16 protein-coding genes are annotated in these 16450 nt (G+C 47.4%); 10 read left to right on the forward strand and 6 right to left on the reverse strand.

What is annotated here, in order from left to right; genetic code table 11:
- Positions 1-150: 150 nt before the first annotated feature.
- Complete coding sequence (locus ACIFQM_RS18090) at positions 151-786, reverse strand: NAD(P)-dependent oxidoreductase (RefSeq protein ID WP_430038894.1); 636 nt, start codon at positions 784-786, stop codon at positions 151-153.
- A gap of 216 nt (positions 787-1002) precedes the next feature.
- On the opposite strand from ACIFQM_RS18090, the gene ACIFQM_RS18095 reads away from it, so the two are divergent.
- The gene (locus ACIFQM_RS18095) at positions 1003-2724 is read left to right on the forward strand and encodes a glycerol-3-phosphate dehydrogenase/oxidase (RefSeq protein WP_430038892.1); all 1722 of its coding nucleotides are present in this window, start codon (positions 1003-1005) and stop codon (positions 2722-2724) included.
- A 114-nt stretch (positions 2725-2838) separates the two neighbouring features.
- Here the strand turns inward: ACIFQM_RS18095 and ACIFQM_RS18100 are convergent, their stop codons facing one another.
- The gene (locus tag ACIFQM_RS18100; protein WP_283653726.1) at positions 2839-3516 is read right to left on the reverse strand and encodes a CidB/LrgB family autolysis modulator; all 678 of its coding nucleotides are present in this window, start codon (positions 3514-3516) and stop codon (positions 2839-2841) included.
- On the reverse strand, positions 3513-3884 hold the full coding sequence (locus tag ACIFQM_RS18105; protein WP_014278636.1) for a CidA/LrgA family protein: 372 nt from the start codon (positions 3882-3884) through the stop codon (positions 3513-3515). Before ACIFQM_RS18105 ends, ACIFQM_RS18100 begins: the two co-directional genes overlap by 4 nt.
- Before the next feature lie 132 nt (positions 3885-4016).
- On the opposite strand from ACIFQM_RS18105, the gene cidR reads away from it, so the two are divergent.
- A complete protein-coding gene (gene cidR, locus ACIFQM_RS18110; RefSeq protein ID WP_430046892.1) occupies positions 4017-4916 on the forward strand; it encodes a cidABC operon transcriptional activator CidR in 900 nt (299 codons plus the stop codon).
- A 135-nt stretch (positions 4917-5051) separates the two neighbouring features.
- On the opposite strand, the gene ACIFQM_RS18115 is transcribed toward cidR, so the two are convergent.
- Together ACIFQM_RS18115 and ACIFQM_RS18120 are read right to left on the reverse strand one after the other, a co-directional pair.
- Positions 5052-5234: an aspartyl-phosphate phosphatase Spo0E family protein gene (locus ACIFQM_RS18115; protein ID WP_137060713.1), complete on the reverse strand. Its 183-nt coding sequence runs from the start codon at positions 5232-5234 to the stop codon at positions 5052-5054.
- 134 nt (positions 5235-5368) lie between these two features.
- Entirely contained in the window at positions 5369-6442 is a 1074-nt protein-coding gene (locus tag ACIFQM_RS18120; RefSeq protein WP_430038889.1) for a diguanylate cyclase, read from the reverse strand.
- A 192-nt stretch (positions 6443-6634) separates the two neighbouring features.
- On the opposite strand from ACIFQM_RS18120, the gene ACIFQM_RS18125 reads away from it, so the two are divergent.
- From ACIFQM_RS18125 to ACIFQM_RS18135, 3 genes are read left to right on the forward strand one after another with little or no spacing between them, the layout of a single operon-like run.
- Positions 6635-8980 (forward strand): ATP-dependent DNA helicase, encoded by a 2346-nt coding sequence (locus ACIFQM_RS18125; RefSeq protein WP_430065928.1) that lies wholly within the window; start codon positions 6635-6637, stop codon positions 8978-8980.
- Positions 8970-9479 carry a MarR family winged helix-turn-helix transcriptional regulator gene (locus tag ACIFQM_RS18130; protein WP_430038885.1) on the forward strand — a complete coding sequence of 170 codons (510 nt, stop codon included), beginning with the start codon at positions 8970-8972 and terminating at the stop codon, positions 9477-9479. Before ACIFQM_RS18125 ends, ACIFQM_RS18130 begins: the two co-directional genes overlap by 11 nt.
- Before the next feature lie 36 nt (positions 9480-9515).
- Complete coding sequence (locus ACIFQM_RS18135) at positions 9516-10124, forward strand: pentapeptide repeat-containing protein (protein ID WP_430038883.1); 609 nt, start codon at positions 9516-9518, stop codon at positions 10122-10124.
- Between the two features lie 140 nt (positions 10125-10264).
- On the opposite strand, the gene ACIFQM_RS18140 is transcribed toward ACIFQM_RS18135, so the two are convergent.
- Positions 10265-10441 carry a Spo0E family sporulation regulatory protein-aspartic acid phosphatase gene (locus ACIFQM_RS18140; protein WP_430038881.1) on the reverse strand — a complete coding sequence of 59 codons (177 nt, stop codon included), beginning with the start codon at positions 10439-10441 and terminating at the stop codon, positions 10265-10267.
- A gap of 208 nt (positions 10442-10649) precedes the next feature.
- On the opposite strand from ACIFQM_RS18140, the gene ACIFQM_RS18145 reads away from it, so the two are divergent.
- From ACIFQM_RS18145 to ACIFQM_RS18165, 5 genes are all read left to right on the forward strand, one after another.
- Positions 10650-11606, forward strand: a complete 957-nt coding sequence (locus tag ACIFQM_RS18145; protein ID WP_283653720.1) for a nucleoside hydrolase — start codon at positions 10650-10652, stop codon at positions 11604-11606.
- Between the two features lie 548 nt (positions 11607-12154).
- The gene (locus ACIFQM_RS18150) at positions 12155-12760 is read left to right on the forward strand and encodes a hypothetical protein (RefSeq protein ID WP_430038877.1); all 606 of its coding nucleotides are present in this window, start codon (positions 12155-12157) and stop codon (positions 12758-12760) included.
- Positions 12744-13262, forward strand: coding sequence for a hypothetical protein (locus ACIFQM_RS18155; RefSeq protein WP_430038875.1), 519 nt, complete (start codon positions 12744-12746; stop codon positions 13260-13262). Before ACIFQM_RS18150 ends, ACIFQM_RS18155 begins: the two co-directional genes overlap by 17 nt.
- On the forward strand, positions 13259-13636 hold the full coding sequence (locus ACIFQM_RS18160) for a DUF4280 domain-containing protein (protein ID WP_430038873.1): 378 nt from the start codon (positions 13259-13261) through the stop codon (positions 13634-13636). The genes ACIFQM_RS18155 and ACIFQM_RS18160 overlap by 4 nt, the downstream gene beginning before the upstream one ends.
- Positions 13637-13688: 52 nt before the next feature.
- Positions 13689-16442, forward strand: a complete 2754-nt coding sequence (locus tag ACIFQM_RS18165) for an NlpC/P60 family protein (protein WP_430046883.1) — start codon at positions 13689-13691, stop codon at positions 16440-16442.
- Positions 16443-16450: the final 8 nt, after the last annotated feature.

Consider the following 16450-nt stretch of genomic DNA (forward strand, 5'->3'; position numbering starts at 1 on the left):
TCATTAAGTCATACCTAAAAGACCCTTCGGGTTCATATCCCACAGTATGCATGGAAAGTCCGGTTTGTGGCAAAACCGAATGTTCCGTGACATATGGGAAATGACCGAAGGGTCTTTTTTATACAAATATGTTCGGATTAGGTGCAGGGATTAGGACTCCGATACCACGGTGAAGCGTTGGTTCAGATGCTGTGGTTTCTCGATTTCGTCAATTACAGCTACCGCATAATCTTCATAGCTGACATAGCTTGCGCCTTTGGAATTAACTTGCAGCACATCTTTGCCAATTTGATAAGAGCCTGTGCGTTTGCCAAGAGCAAATTCAGCCGAAGGACTAATGAAAGTCCAGTTCAGATCGCTGGTTTCATGCAAAATTTCCAGGTTCTTTCCTTGATTATTAGCCGTTGGGTATACAAAATCCGGGAAATCAGGTGTGTCTTTTACCAACAAGGTTTGGGACTCATCTGTGAACAGGCTGCCTGCGCCGCCCACAACAATCAGGCGAGTACTGGACACATTACGCAGTGCTTCAATCAGAACGTTCCCTGCATCTACATGCAGATGCTCTTGACCGAATGGAGCGGCAAAAGCGTTAACGACAACGTCAAAGTCTTTCAGGTCGTCTGTTTTCAGGTCAAAAATGTCTTTTTGTACCACGGTTGCACGGCTGTCTGTTACTTTGGCAGGATCTCGAACGATCGCTGTTACTTCATGCCCTCTGTCCAATGCCTCTTTAACAATGTTGCCTCCTGCTTTACCGCCTGCACCAATAACTGCAATTTTCATATTAAATAGCCTCCTATACATATGATCTAGATGATTCATTAGTTTGATCGTAAGTTCATCCTGTCCATTCACAAACTTGTATATGTAACTATTATAGTTACATGTAAGAATGAAAGTCAAGCCCTTGTATTGGGCATATGCCTAAAATGAAGCCGCTTCACGTTCGCTGAACAGATGATAATATAAAATTTGAAAGAGTTGATGGAGGGATAGAGGATGGGAGAACAGCGATTTGCTGCGCAGAAGAGAACGGCTGTTTTGGAGCGTATGGAGGGAGAGCATTTTGATATTTTAATTATTGGTGGCGGGATAACAGGTGCAGGGATTGCGCTGGATGCCGCTGACCGTGGCTTGAAGACAACGCTGGTCGAGATGCAGGATTTTGCGGCAGGTACGTCCAGCCGATCCACGAAGCTGGTGCATGGCGGCCTTCGATATTTGAAGCAGTTTGAGGTTAAAATGGTAGCTGAGGTCGGGAAGGAGCGGGCAATTGTATTCGAAAATGGCCCGCATGTGACCACGCCGGAGCGTATGCTTCTTCCGTTTCACAAGGGAGGTACGTTTAACGCATTTACCACTTCTGTCGGACTGCTGGTATATGATTTTCTCGCCGGGGTTAAGCATAGTGAACGCCGCCGAATGCTGGATATTCGGGCTACGTTGGAGCGGGAGCCTTTGTTGAAGCGGGAAGGACTCAAGGGGAGCGGCAGCTATGTGGAGTATCGTACGGACGATGCCCGCTTGACGATTGAGGTCATGAAGGAGGCTGTTGCGCGAGGGGCTATAGCTGTAAACTACGCCAAGGCTAACAAGCTGCTGTATGATGACAGACGAATCAGCGGCGCGAGCGTAATGGATCGGGTAACGGGGCAGTCTCATGAAATCCGTGCTTCGCTGGTTATTAACGCCGCCGGACCGTGGGTGGATACGCTGCGGGAGTTGGATCGGTCCAAAGAAGGCAAGGTACTTCGCTTGACCAAAGGTGTCCATCTGGTGTTCGATGCCAAGCGATTCCCGCTCAGACAGGCCGTTTATTTTGATACACAGGATGGACGGATGGTATTCGCCATTCCCCGTGATGGGAAAACGTATGCGGGTACAACCGACACGGTATATGAAGGGGATACAGCCCATCCCCGAATGACCGCCGAAGACCGGACCTATGTACTTCAAGCGATCAACGGCATGTTTCCTGAGGTGAAGCTGACCGTCAAGGATGTGGAATCGAGCTGGGCAGGTGTACGGCCGCTCATTTATGAGGATGGCAAAAGCCCTTCGGAAATTTCTCGCAAGGATGAAATTTGGGAATCCCGCTCCGGCCTGATCACGATTGCGGGTGGCAAGCTGACAGGCTACCGGAAAATGTCCGAGCTGGTTGTAGACCGTGCGGTACGGGAGCTGGGGCGCTTGCATGGGCAGACCTTCCGGGCATGCCGCACCAGGCACATCCCGGTCTCGGGCGGTAACGTAGGCGGCTCTGCCGGTTGGGATGCCTTCGTGAGCGGGCAAGCGGCAGCAGGTGCTGCGCTCGGATTGCCGCCAGAAATCGCCAGAGCATGGGCCACTCGATACGGCTCCAATGCGGAGCGGCTGTTTGCCATAGCGGCACGCAGCATGAAGGAGGCCAGCGAGACGGAAGCGGCGCTGCCTGTGGAAGTGTGTGTCCCGCTCCTGTATGCCATGGAGCAGGAAATGACGGTGACACCGTCTGATTTTTTCATACGCCGCACCGGAGCGTTGTTTTTTGAGATTGACGGAGTGAAGCGTTGGAAGCAGCCCGTCATTGCGCTGATGTCTGAGCATGCAGGCTGGAGCGCCGCGCAAGAGCGACAATATGCGGCAGAGCTGGATACTTATTTGCACGAAGCCGTGACGCCTGTTGAGGCTGAGAAGAAACCCGGGCTGTTAAAGCGATCTGATGGTACGGGAGATAAGTAACTCTTACTTCCGAATAGACGAAGAAGCTTCGTCCCGCTACAGCTAGTGGAGCGGAGCTTCTTCGTTTTGTATATCAGAGGCAGTGTCCATTCAATATCTTGCGCTTTACTGAGCTTACAGCATCAAGTGGAACAGGAACGGCGCAGCCGCCAAGGTAAAGAGGGCGGCGAGCACCATAGAGATGCTGGAAATTGTGCCCGTCAGCGAACTGAACTCGAACGCTTTGGAGGTACCTGTACCATGAGCCCCGGTACCGAGCAGTACACCGCGCGAAACTTCATTTTCGATATGGAACAGCTTCACGATCATCGGACCGATAATGAGACCGCTCAATCCGGTTAAAATAACGAACACAGCCGTGACTGTCGGATTACCGCCAATCGTTTGTGAAACATTCATGGCAATCGGTGTCGTAATGGAGCGAGGAATCAGGCTGCTCATCAGCGAGGAATCCAGATGCATCCATTTGGCGAGTACCATGGAGGATACTACGGCTACGACTGAACCGGACAGCACGCTAAGCACGATTTGGGTCGCATGTTTTTTCAGCACAGGGAAATATCGGTACAAAGGGACGGCGAATGCAATCGTGGCTGGTTGGAGCAGCATGGAGAGCAAATGGGCACCCGAATTATAGGAACGGTAATTTATACCCGAAAGCGTCAAAATTAAAATAATAATGATCGGTGTAATGAGTAGTGGAGACATATACACCTTGGGGAGCGTGCGGTACATGCGTTTGGCCATCCAGTAAATAGCAAGCGTCAATACAATACATAGAAGACCGATCATGATGATTTGTGCTCCTTTCGTTTGCCGAGCAGACTGGCGATCATGCCTGTGCAGGCCATCACAAGAAAGGTACCAAGCAGTACGACCAGCATAATGCTCATACCATCGTGCTCCAGCATCGGCCAATAATTCATAACGCCGACAGCGGAGGGAATAAAGAATAATAGCAGCTCGGCCAGCAGCCAGTTTGCGCCGATCTCAATCCAGCTTAGGCGGATCACGCCCGTTTGTAGCAGAATAAAGAGAATCAGCATGCCGATAATGCTACCGGGTACAGGCAGGTGGAGCCAGGAGACCACCGCGTTCAGGATGAGCGAAAAGGCCATCAGGACGGCGATCTGGAGGACACCGCGTATGAAGCTTTTCATATATATTGGCTCCTATCTATGAGTTCCGTTATTTTTCAAACTGTAATGAAATTTTACATCACAAGTTTTCATGAGTAAAATGCATAGAAAGAATACGATGTATTCCGTTTGTCTATGGAAGAGGGTGATGGGATGGATATCCGACATTTACAGTATTTTTTGGAGGTCGCGCGCTTGCGCAGCTTTACGAAGGCGGCCCAGAGCATGTTTATTACACAGCCGACGATCAGCAAGACGATTAAAAGCCTGGAGGATGAATTGGGTGTCGCTTTGTTTGACCGGATCGGCAAAAGAATCGAGCTGACGGACGCGGGCAAGGTGATTGAGCTTCAGGCGCAAGCGATTGTGAAGTCCTTCCAGAGCTTGTCCTCCGAGCTGAATGATTTGATGAACCTGAAAAAAGGGCACATCCGTATCGGTCTGCCCCCCATGGTCGGATCGAGTTTTTTTCCGCGTGTCATTGGGGAATTTCACAAGGCATATCCCGATGTGACCATTCAGCTATTTGAGGATGGGGCAAAAAAAGTAGAACAGGACGTAGGCGCGGGCGCACTGGATATCGGTGTCATTGTGCTGCCAGCGAGCGGGGATATATTCGAGACGTTTCTGTTCGTGGAGGAAAAACTGAACTTGCTGGTTCACCCTACGCATGTACTGGCAGAGCGTACAGAGGTACCGCTGGCAGCGCTGGCGGAGGAATCATTTGTGCTGTTCCGCGAGGATTTTACACTGCATGACCGTATTATTGCAGAGTGTGTCCGGGCTGGCTTCCAGCCGCATGTCGTCTATGAAAGCTCGCAGTGGGACCTGATCAGCGAAATGGTTGCTGCGAACTTGGGGATAGCGTTGCTGCCCGAAGCGATTTGCCGTGAACTTGATTCTGAACGATTGCGTGTTATTCCACTCGTTGATCCCGTCATTCCCTGGCATCTAGGGATGATATGGCGAAAGGATCGGTATCTGTCCTTTGCCGCGAGGGAATGGATTACGTTTACGCAGGAACTACTGCGGACGGAGTACCGAAGAAAGTAGTAAGCGAGGAAGTAAGGGAAGAAATAGTAAGATGGGGGTGTCCTACCGGAAAGTTAACACGTACAGGTAAGTCAGCGGAACACGAGGCTATGTACAAAAAAAGCTGCCCGTAAAGGGCAGCGGTGTAGCTTTCTTTTATGGATGTGCCTGATTGTCACCATTTATCGCTCGCTTGGTGTGGAGATACTTGTCCATAATTCGGTCAAGCCGAGAGGATTTGACCAATACACGTTCATCCTTTAATCCATGTAAGGTTGCCATACGATTTAGTTCGCAGCGTTCTTTTTCCATGAGTTTTTCCAATTGTTCGAGGTCCAAAAAGCCCACCCCCCATGTCGATTGTAAGGCATGTCTCCTCTAACGGCAGAAGATTTTCTAATACAAATCTTATTTCCATTTTACCACTTTTTATTAACAATAATCCAGCTTTCCAGACATTTAGCGACTTATAATTATCGTTTTGCTATTTCTACCCGATTGCGTCCTGAGCGTTTGGCTTCATATAGAGCGTTGTCCACCTTCTCCAATAATTTATCCGCTGCAATGGTAGGAAAGCTTCCTGCTCCGATAGATACCGTCAGAGGAACGATGGTTCCATCATTTAGTTGAAAGGGGCCGTTTTCCACAGCCTTTCGAATCTTTTCGGCAAAGCTCGCTGCCTTCTGGCTGTCGCAATCTTCAATCAGAATAGCAAATTCTTCTCCGCCTTTACGGGATGCATACGCTCTCAGACCTGACTCCCGGTTTAGTAAAATCCCTAATTGGTGCAGTACGGTGTCTCCATTCAAATGACCATGCGTATCATTAATACATTTAAAGTGGTCAATATCCAGCATCACGAACCCAAAAGGTTGCTTTGTAGCCTTGGAAGTATGAAAGACCTCTTCAAATAGCGCATCAAAAGCACGCGGACTGTATAATCCGGTTAAATGGTCCCGATTCGCAGCCTCTTCGAGTAGATGAATGGCCCGTTCTGTTTTTTTGATATGTGACACCATAAAATAAGTGAATAGACCTCCAAGCATCGTAATGGTTGCGAACAGTATTGTAATTTCAGGATTGGGATGCTCAATTAGATAGAAAGTAGCTAACAGCGACACGACAACAGCTCCGAGCACAGCCAACATCCATTTTCCGAATTTTAATTTTTTTTCTCGAATAAAGGCAAGGGAAACAGCCAGTGTCAGGATGCTATTGGCAGTAGCAGTCAGAGAAATATCGGTCCAACCACCATTGAGGTAAATACGGTACAGGCTTATGATCAGGGTGGCCAACAGACCGGATATCGGTCCTCCCATATAAACGGATATGATAATAGCCAATTGGCGCAGATCGACTACAAAATTTCCGCTGATTAAACCAGTCATCATTAATAGAATGCCAAACAGGCCTAGCATTAAACCGTTCATTACCCGGTAAAGGAATACATTTTTTTCTAGGTAACGTTCGTATTTTCGGGAAAGTAAATTACCAAAGAATAAGAAACTCGTTAATAACGCAAAATTATTGATTAGTTCTTTTAACATATCCCTATCCCTTATGATTGTAATTTGAGTTGTAGTGCGTTCAGATGTGAAAGCTAAAAGCCCTATTTCTATATTTCGGAAAAAAGAGGTCACGAGTGAATACCAGTTAGATAACAAACAATCCTTTTGCCTCTTACGTTTCGTCTATCTTCGTGATACAGTGAAAGGACTATAACCGGAACGGGTGATCGTATGAAGGAACCAATTAACATATCGGTGCGACCCCTTGTGGAATATATGCATCGGAGCGGCAGCATTCACGGGGGTTTCCACTCGAACAGCAGCATGCTGGAAGGAACACGCGTGCATCAGCTTATCCAAAAAAGCTATAAGGAGCATGACCGCAAAGAGGTACATTTGCGCACAGAAATTCCATATGAGGATGCCCTATTTATCGTGGAGGGCCGCTGTGATGGACTGATTGAGCTGGATGGCATATGGACGGTTGATGAAATCAAATCGGTCTCCATTCCTCTCGAAGATATTCCGGGGGATGGTCAACCTGTGCATTGGGCACAAGCGTTTCTGTACGCCTATATGATTGCCCGCGAAGAGCAGCGCAATTCCATGCAGGCCCAGCTTACTTATGTACAGGCACACAGCGGAGAAATTCGGCGGTTCAGACGAGTGTTATCCTTTGCCGAGCTGGAGACCTTTGCGCTGAGGATGGTCGAGGGTTATGCGCCGTATGCTTTCCTGTTAAGAGCGCATGCGGAGAAACGGGATGCCAGTATTGCAACACTGGCCTTTCCCTTTGCTACGTATCGTTCAGGCCAGCGCCCTCTGGCGGGTTCGGTGTACAAGACGATTGCAGAAGGGGTCAATCTGTTTGCCAAAGCGCCTACGGGCATCGGAAAAACGGTATCTACCCTATTTCCTGCAATCAAGGCCATCGGTGAAGGGCTGGTGAGCCGGGTATATTATGTGACGGCCCGTACCACGACCCGCGCAGCAGCAGAAGAAGCGTATGCCAAGATGCAGGCCCAAGGGCTGTATATGCATGTAGTAACCTTGACGGCGAAGGATAAAATCTGCTTCAAGGATGAAAATGATTGCGATGCCGGAGCATGCAGCATGTGCGAGGGATATTACGACCGGATCAACGGTGCGGTGTCCGATATTTTGGCGAACGAGACGTTGATGACCCGAGCGGTGATCGAGTATTATGCGAGCAAGCACAGGGTATGTCCCTTTGAATTTTCGCTTGATGTGGCGTATGCCTCGGATGGTATAATCAGTGACTATAATTATGTTTTTGATCCGCGTATTTCCTTGAAAAGACTGCTGGAGGAGCACAAGCGAAAAGGTGTTGTGCTGGTGGATGAAGCGCATAATCTGGTGGAACGCGGCCGAGATATGTTTTCGGCGGAAATGTTGAAATCGTCTTTTTTGGAATTGAAAAAAGAATTCAAGCTGCTAAGCCCGGAGATTGCCGGGGCGGCTAATGCAGTGAACGCGCATATGATTGCGTTGCGCAAGCTGTACGCGGATACGGGAAAAGCAGTGAATACGGAGACGCCGCATGAGGTGCTGGAGCTGCTGGCACCTTTTGTAGAGGCAGCCGAACGTGAGCTGTTAACTGGCGCCGGTAGTACGAGCAGCTCAGGAGCGGCCTATACATTGCTGTTGGATACGTATTTTGCCGCTCAAAATATGCTGCGGATTGCAGCTTTGTACGATGAACGCTACGTTACCTATATCGAGGCGGGACGCAGTGAAGTGCGGGTCAAGCTGTTCTGCCTGGACCCTTCGCATTTGCTGGGACAGGCTGTGAAGGGCTATCGCTCGGCGATTTATTTTTCTGCGACGTTGACGCCGCTTGCGTATTACCGGGACATGCTGGGAGCGAGGGAAGAAGATTACACGTTGCAGGTTCCTTCCCCGTTTCATCAGGAGCAATGGGATGTACGCCTGCTGCCGCTCTCTATCCGTTATCGGGATCGTGAGCGCTCGAAAGGGGCCATTGCAGATATGCTGGCAGGATTGGCTGAGGAGCGCAAAGGGAATATGCTCGTGTTTTTCCCTTCTTATCCGTATCTGCGAGAGGTATATGAGGAATTTATGGCCCGGGGTGTGTCTGCGGATACGCTGGTACAAAGTCCAGGCATGACCGAACCGGAGCGGGATCGCTTTCTGGAGGCTTTTCAGCCGGGACAAGAGCGTACTCTGCTCGGATTTGCTGTACTGGGTGGCGTGTTTGCCGAAGGCGTTGATTTGCCGGGTGATCGTTTGAACGGAGTCGTAGTGGTTGGTGTCGGGTTGCCGCAAATTGGCGCAGAGCGGGATGTGCTGCGAGATTATTTTTCGGAACAGGGGCGGAATGGATTCAACTATACGTATGTGTATCCGGGGATGAACAAGGTTCTTCAGGCAGGGGGCAGGCTTATCCGCACAGAGCATGACGAAGGCTTGCTGGTGCTGATAGATGATCGGTTTGCCAAGGAGCCGTATGCTTCTTTGCTGCCGGAGGAATGGAGAAGCTATCGTGTGACGGAACAAGCGGGATCAGGGGAGGAATGGACAGGCCATGAATTTTAATTTTCATAATGACTCTATACGCGGGGTACTGTGTAGTTTTGGGCAAGAGGAAGTAGAAGTGGACAATCTGGAGACTTTTGTGACTTTTGCGTGCTTGGCTAACGGTATTTTTAGAGAAATAGATACCGATCTTACCAAGCTGGGGGTCTCTCAGGGCCGAATCATCGTCCTTAGCCTGCTGCATTGCCATGCGTCCCACCGGATGACACCATCAGAGCTGTCAGAAAAGGCAGATGTGACGCGGGGAACCATGACGGGGCTAATCGACGGTCTGGAGCGGGATGGAATGATTGAACGGGTGGCTCACGAGAGCGATGGACGAATGGTCACGGTAGGACTAAAGGAGGCAGGACGGGAGCTGCTGGTAACGGTCGTGCCTTACTATATGAAGCTGATCCGGGCATGTATGGCCGAGTTTACGACAGAGGATCATGAGATGATGAAGGGCTTGCTCTGTAAAATGAAAAGGGGTTTTGAACGGTCCTTGCCGAAATGCTGAGTTCCTGATTGGAGGGATAAAGAATAGGGGGAGAACATGTTTTTTTATACAGATGAGGTCTATGAAGCGCGTGATTTTGGTTCGATGGATGCCCGGGAAGGCGAGTGGAGAAATTGTGAGTTTATCCGCTGTCGCTTTCGGGGAGTGGAGATGAATGAATCTCTTGTTGAAGACTGTACTTTTGTGGACTGTGATTTTACCGGAGCCATCCTGAATGCCTCTCATTTCAAGGAGTCTGCCTTTACGAATTGTCTATTTACCAGTGCCAATCTGTTTGTGGCCCAGTTTGACAACTGCAAGCTGGTAGGGTCAGATTTCGCGGGGGCGAATATGGATGGTATCACGATTACAGGCGGAGACTGGTCCTATACGAACTTGCGTCATGCAGATTTAAGAAAACAGGATTTGCGAAAAATACGATTCAAGGAAGCTGATTTAACCGAATGTAATCTGGAAAAGGTAGATTTGCGGGAAGCGGATCTTACCCGAGTTAGGCTGCATCGGGCTCAGCTTAAAGGAACGGATCTGCGCGGCGCGAAGATGGATGGCGTGAATTTTAAAGATTTGGATATCACCGGAGCCAAGCTCGATCTCGAGCAGGCGGTAGCTGTGGCCCGATCCTATGGAGCGAAGGTGGAAGGGTAAAAGCACGGAGTAAACAAAAAAATCCCTGCTCCAGCGGCAGAACCTGAGGATCAGGGCCGGGAATGGACAGGGAAATGGGTGCTTTATATGTTGAACTGACCCGAGAGGGAGAGGATTGTATGATGGGGACCAAAGAGGCATTAGCTTTTCTTTTTTCTTTGCTGGGCAATGACTACATACTGATCCAGACGTTGACTTAGCTCTACAATGGAAGGGTCGGTAAAGGCTTCATGCTGTGCCTTAGTAATAAGCTCGCTGCGCAATTCTTCAATGATGGCAAGCAAACCATCCCCGGCTGCATTCAGATTGGATACCATAGGCTGCACCTTCTTCCCTGCTGCTCAGTAGATTATAAAAGGTATTGCATAAAATTTGAATTATACATTAATGGTAAATATAGGTCGTTTTTTTGTTGATGTAAAGTAGTATAGCACATTTACTCTAGCGAAGCGATCAGGCATAATTAAAGATGATTGCCGATGAGAACATGCCTGTTACGCGGGGATATAAGGAAGGAAGAGACAGATGAGTCAGACAAACGTTTATTTTAATCATGATGGTGGAGTGGATGATCTGGTATCCCTGTTTATGCTGCTTCAGATGGAGCAAGTTCATTTGACTGGAGTATCGGTTATTCCAGCAGATGGTTACCTGGAGCCTGCGACGGATGCCAGCCGTAAAATTATTGATCGTTTTGGGCGAAATAAAGGGCCTGTGGAAGTCGCTAAATCTAATTCACGGGGTAAAAATCCATTTCCTGCCGCTTGGCGTTTACATTCCTTTTATGTAGATGCATTGCCTGTGCTGAATGAATCGGGACAAATGGAAGCGCCGCTTTCAGCTCTGCCGGCTCATCAGCATCTGATCGAAAAGGTACGTGGAGCCGAAGGCAAAACACTGCTCCTGTTCACTGGACCGCTGACCGATCTGGCACGCGCGCTGGATGAGGCACCGGATATTGAAGCGAAAATTGACAAGCTGGTATGGATGGGCGGTACCTTTGAAAAAGGTAATGTAGAGGAGCCTGAGCATGACGGCACAGCAGAATGGAATGTGTTCTGGGATCCGGAAGCAGCATATCGGGTATGGCAAAGCGGCATTACCATTGATCTGGTGGCACTGGAAAGCACAAGCAAAGTGCCATTAACGCCAGCCGTACGCAATCGTTGGGCTGCCGAGCGCCGCTATGAGGGCGTGGATTTCCTGGGCAACTGCTACGCAGGCTGTCCGCCGCTCGTCTATAGCGAGACGAACTCGACCTACTACCTGTGGGATGTGCTGACCACCGCTTCGGTGGGACGTCCGGATATTGTGAAGAAAAAGACGGTACATTGCAGCGTCATCGCAGACGGCCCAAGTCAGGGCAGAACCGTGGAACAGGCGGAAGGCCGCCCTGTTAATCTGGTATATGATACAGATCCAGAAGCCTTTTTTACGTACATGGCGGATTTGGCCAAGCTGGCTGCTCCCAAGCGTTATTAGGCTCAGCCCTGCACATACGTAAGTTTAGAGTGACATTACTTCCTGATAGCAAACATCCATGACATGAAAACCTGTGACGATATCCGTCACGGGTTTTTGTGCCCTTTTAGGCCATGCATGAGTAGAATCCAGCCTCTGCTTTAAGCAAATGCCTGAATGATCATACAATTGGGTGGCAGCAGAGAGAGTGATTTCCCCTGCGTTTGTAAACTTCACCGCATTGTCTATCAAATTGACCAGCATCCGTCGGAACTTAGCCTTGCTGGAGTCTAGCATGCATTATACATGATTATTTCATGGTAGATCGGGCTTTTCTACTTCCATTTACCTATTCGCTTGCGCAAACCTTCAATTCGTAGGTCTAGTGAGGAGGTTTTTTGAGAGGTATAGGGTATAGGAATACACATTTATGAAATTATTTAATGATTTTTTTGGTTTTTTATACATTTATTTTTAATCTCATCATATGAAAAAAGAGTAATTAAATAGGAGGATAGAACCAGTAATATCATGTAAATATTCTATATAATAGGTTCAGAGGTGGGATTATGAATAGACTGGAAGCACTAGAACACTTTCAAAAGACCTACGCAGAAGAAGTGCTGAATCAGAAATTACACCAAGTAATGTCTTTGTATGAACAAAGAAAAGAAGAGTTAATGCAATCCTTCATTCAATCCTTTCAGCGGATTTGCTTGCAAGCCAATCATCTAGATACGGAAAAAGCAAAGATCGGATACATTACCTATTCAATGAGGCGCACGTATCTGATGGATCGAAACTATAACTATGTCATCGAAGCCTATGATAAAAATTGGTTCTTTGATCCGGGGCCTTGTTATGGAACCTATGATGCAGGATGGGCATTTAGCTATCTGGGAGAGATGGAGGATGAATTGAATCAGCTCCGAAAACCCTATATGAATAAGGTTATGCAGCCTGATGTCGAGCGATTTGTACTCCAGGCTGCAGGGGGATTTCATCAATATATTTTGAAATTAGCTAAGGATGCTATTCCACAGGCTATACAACTACCGGAATTCAGGGCTTTGAGGTGTGAAGATGATTTGGAAGTAAGAGTAGGGGAGTATAAAGGAATCAGTGAGGCGGTGTATTCAGTAGCGTATGGAATATTACATGATTCAACAGGATAACCGTATTACAGAGTATATGCATTCCAAAGAGATAGATCGTAGACAGCTCTTGGAGTGGGCAGCCAGCGCGGAGGATTCCATTTTACAATTTTATGTTTCAGGTGATGCAGACTATATCGATTTTATTGAGCATCCGGTATCCATAGTTTCAGAGCAGTTAAAGGAAATATTTGATGTATACCAAGCCGGATTAAGCTGGAAGTTGGTTGTTTTTGCCGATATGCAGCGTATGCAGCAAACGAGGTATTGGCTGGCTAATCCACCTAGCCTGATGTGTTTATCACCGCTTAGTGAATATCATAGGGACGGTACACTGAGGAAAATTATTTTAGATGAATATGCAGTGGAGAATCATAAGATATTCAGGATTCAGAATGCCAATCATCATACCATTGTGGATCTTGATGTGGCTGAATGTATTTTGAAGTTCAACTTGGCAGGCTTGAAATTACAAAAGGTCGAAACACAGGGGCCATCTATACAAAGGAGAGTCCAAGAATGAGTGAGAGCTATGTAGTGGATGGAGCACAGATACAGTGTAACTATGGAAGTCATTCAGGAAGATTTAGCGTTTCAGCTAACAGAGGCGTTAGTATTGGGGATAGAGCACAGGGGAATATTCAAGATTTTCACCCACAGACTCATATCCCTTCATTCGGAATGTGCCGCAGTATGCATAATCCTGTAGTTTCTTCTGCTAACAAAGGTAATTCCGGAAAAATCATTCCGCAGCCCTGCAATCCTAGCGTTTCTATGCCTTGGTTGAATGGAAAGAAGGATGTATACGTAGATCAATCTCCGGCTCTTATGAGCTGCTCCACAAACTTATGCATGTGGTGTGGAAAAATTTCATTCACGACAGACGGACAGGAATAGCTACTGATTGTAAGAAGTGACATCACATGTTAAGACAAATGGGGGGAGTAAGATGGGACTGGCAGGAACTGTGCTGACGTATGGGAATATTAGGGTCAATGCACCGTATGATATTGTCCGGCTGCTGGACTTTGAATTGACGCAGAAGGTGAATGAGCATGGCAAAGTGTACATCACTGCTCTCATACCGGATGAGGATCATGCTAAGTATGACGGTTTAGCACATGATGAGGATGTGCTGGAGGTATATGAGACGGATGAAGATCGAGGGACGGTTAGTATTTTTAAAGGAATAGTCACCAATATTAGCATTGGATTCAAAAATGGCGTCTATCACATGTACATAGAGGCTGCCTCTTTTACATATTTGATGGATCAACAACGGAAAAACCGTTCGTTTCAAAACAGCAGCTTGACGTATTACCAATTGTTCCGCGAACTCATAGATGCTTATCCACACGGGGATTTTATTGACCTGACGGACAGCGATAAAAAGCTGGACGGCTTTTCGATTCAGTATGGGGAGAGTGATTGGGAGTTTCTAAAAAGAATGGCCTCTCATCTGCAAACTGGGCTGATTGCCGAGATTACATCACAGTTCCCGAGATTATGGTTGGGCACCTCAAAAGAACAGGTGAAAGGTGAACTGCGTGGCATTAACTTTTCCCTCCAAAAAACAAAGTCAGGTCCCCAGTATACATATGCTGAAGTGGAGGATACGAAACGTTTTGAACTTGGAGATGTCGTTGTGTTTCAACGAAAGCATTGGGTTATTGATCAGGTTCATGCAGAGATGAAGCAAGGTCTTATGACATATGACTACTTTCTCGTTCCGGAAGCAGGCATTCCAAGGGAGGTTATATATAATCAACTCATACAAGGTGCCTCCATTGAAGGGAAAGTCATTGATTTAGATGGTGAAGGAGAGTCGGTTAAACTTCACTTGTCCGTGGATTCTTTGCAGTCCAAAGCTGGGGGTTGCTGGTTTTCTTACCCCACCCTGTATACCGGTGGTGGAATCGGTTGGCACTGCATGCCCGAGCTTGGGGATCATGTCCATTTGTATTTTCCGTCCAACAAAGAGCAGGAAGCTCGCGTGGTTCAATCTCTCCGTAAGAGAGACTACAAGGGCGATGAAATCAGCAAGCCGGCAAGAAAGCTGTTCCATACCAAAACTCAAAAAGTGGCGAGATTCGATGATAAAGAAGTAGCGCTTTCCACCCAGAAAGACAAGATACTTATACGCTTAAATCCTGCTTCCGGTATTCATGTGTATAGTCATCACGATCTTACCTTTCACGCCGATACAGACTTGGTGCTGCATGGCAAAAAGGTACAGATGACCGCTACTCGCGAAATATCTCTGACGTGCAAGACCAGCTATATCCGAACTGATGGATCGCTTCATATCAAGGCCAGTAAGCTCATAAAAGATCAGGTGCCTGATGCAGAACTGAAAGCCTATAAATCGCTGATTCAAGAATTGAAGGGAAAGGGATATCCACAATGGGTGCAGGATTTGCTGCTTCAATTTAAAAAGGACTACTATAAAGCCATAGCAGCAGGGGACAAAAAGGGTGCTAAGGAAGCGGCAGCCAAGGCCAAACAATTACGTCAGCAGGTGGCAGAAATAGATCGTATGCCTGCCTGGGCCAGAGCGAAAATGCATGAATACACGTCCCAGTGGTGGGAAGCCCACGGCGCAAATGACAAGGCCAAGCAAAAGCAGATGCATCTTCTCGCGAACCAACTGCGTGACAATGTGCTAATCAACGAGCTGATTCGTGGGCATTCTGCCAGCTCCTATCTCGATGCGAACCGGTTAGAGGAGCTGTCCGGACAATACGCAGATGCGGCCCATAAGCTGACCGTTGCCGATCAAAAGGCCATTGCCAAGGAAGCCGCCGCCCTGCGGAGTAAGTATGGCGTGAACAGCCTGCTTGCCAGAGAGAATTTGAACAAGCTTGCCAAGAAGTATCCAGACAGCTTCTCGTACAAGCTGCCAACTACAGGCGATTGGGATAAGGAGCTTAACGCGGCACTGCAAGATTTTGCTAAAAAATACGGTCTGGACAATAAGGGATATGGTCGTGATGTGCTCGCAGTGTATCTGCATCAAGTAGCCAACGGCATTCTTCCATGGCCTAAGGTTAGTAAGGCTGCAACGCCGACTGTTCCAACAACGAAAACGGAACCGGGCAAGAAGACGCCGACTACTCCTGAAAAGCCAACGAAAGAAGAAACGAAGCCTGCACCATCCAACAGTTCTGCCGAGGAGAAAAGGAAAGCAATTGTAGAATTCGCTAAGAAGTTTTTAGGAAAGATTCCTTATTGTATGGATTCTAAAATTAGAACGATGAAGCTTGATCCCGACAACCCTCCTAAATATATGGACTGCTCTGATTTTAGTTCCTCGGTGTATTTAACCATATTAAATGAGCATATAGGGGGGACTACAAGAGATCAAATCCATCGGGGAACAGAGGTTGACTACAAAAGTTTACGATCCAGTGGAGATTATAAAAATTTGAAGTTAGGTGATTTAATCTTGTTTGATTGGGGGAGTGGGGGGAAAACTAAATTCACAGTAGATCATGTGGGAATATATGTTGGAGATGGAAAGTTCATTCACGAGCATGGTAATGCACGCACTCTTGCCGAAATGGAAAAGGACCGCAAGCCATCTCATAATGTAACAATAGATAAATTAAACACAAATTGGGGAAAAGGTTATGGTCTTATATATTCAAACGTTATTGCAATTAGACGTATTATACAAGATGATGGCTCAATAATTAATAAATAAGCAAATAA

This window comes from Paenibacillus sp. NRS-1782 (assembly GCF_050467685.1).
Lineage (GTDB): Bacteria > Bacillota > Bacilli > Paenibacillales > Paenibacillaceae > Paenibacillus > Paenibacillus terrae_A.

Bases quoted from the DNA above. Each gene is read 5' to 3' on its own strand.
- cidR (WP_430046892.1), top strand. From the start codon at position 4,017: ATGGATATCCGACATTTACAGTATTTTTTGGAGGTCGCGCGCTTGCGC.
- ACIFQM_RS18120 (WP_430038889.1), bottom strand. From the start codon at position 6,442: ATGTTAAAAGAACTAATCAATAATTTTGCGTTATTAACGAGTTTCTTA.
- ACIFQM_RS18135 (WP_430038883.1), top strand. From the start codon at position 9,516: ATGTTTTTTTATACAGATGAGGTCTATGAAGCGCGTGATTTTGGTTCG.
- ACIFQM_RS18155 (WP_430038875.1), top strand. From the start codon at position 12,744: ATGATTCAACAGGATAACCGTATTACAGAGTATATGCATTCCAAAGAG.
- ACIFQM_RS18165 (WP_430046883.1), top strand. From the start codon at position 13,689: ATGGGACTGGCAGGAACTGTGCTGACGTATGGGAATATTAGGGTCAAT.
- ACIFQM_RS18095 (WP_430038892.1), top strand. From the start codon at position 1,003: ATGGGAGAACAGCGATTTGCTGCGCAGAAGAGAACGGCTGTTTTGGAG.
- ACIFQM_RS18105 (WP_014278636.1), bottom strand. From the start codon at position 3,884: ATGAAAAGCTTCATACGCGGTGTCCTCCAGATCGCCGTCCTGATGGCC.
- ACIFQM_RS18100 (WP_283653726.1), bottom strand. From the start codon at position 3,516: ATGATCGGTCTTCTATGTATTGTATTGACGCTTGCTATTTACTGGATG.
- ACIFQM_RS18160 (WP_430038873.1), top strand. From the start codon at position 13,259: ATGAGTGAGAGCTATGTAGTGGATGGAGCACAGATACAGTGTAACTAT.
- ACIFQM_RS18090 (WP_430038894.1), bottom strand. From the start codon at position 786: ATGAAAATTGCAGTTATTGGTGCAGGCGGTAAAGCAGGAGGCAACATT.
- ACIFQM_RS18150 (WP_430038877.1), top strand. From the start codon at position 12,155: ATGAATAGACTGGAAGCACTAGAACACTTTCAAAAGACCTACGCAGAA.
- ACIFQM_RS18125 (WP_430065928.1), top strand. From the start codon at position 6,635: ATGAAGGAACCAATTAACATATCGGTGCGACCCCTTGTGGAATATATG.
- ACIFQM_RS18145 (WP_283653720.1), top strand. From the start codon at position 10,650: ATGAGTCAGACAAACGTTTATTTTAATCATGATGGTGGAGTGGATGAT.
- ACIFQM_RS18130 (WP_430038885.1), top strand. From the start codon at position 8,970: ATGAATTTTAATTTTCATAATGACTCTATACGCGGGGTACTGTGTAGT.
- ACIFQM_RS18140 (WP_430038881.1), bottom strand. From the start codon at position 10,441: ATGGTATCCAATCTGAATGCAGCCGGGGATGGTTTGCTTGCCATCATT.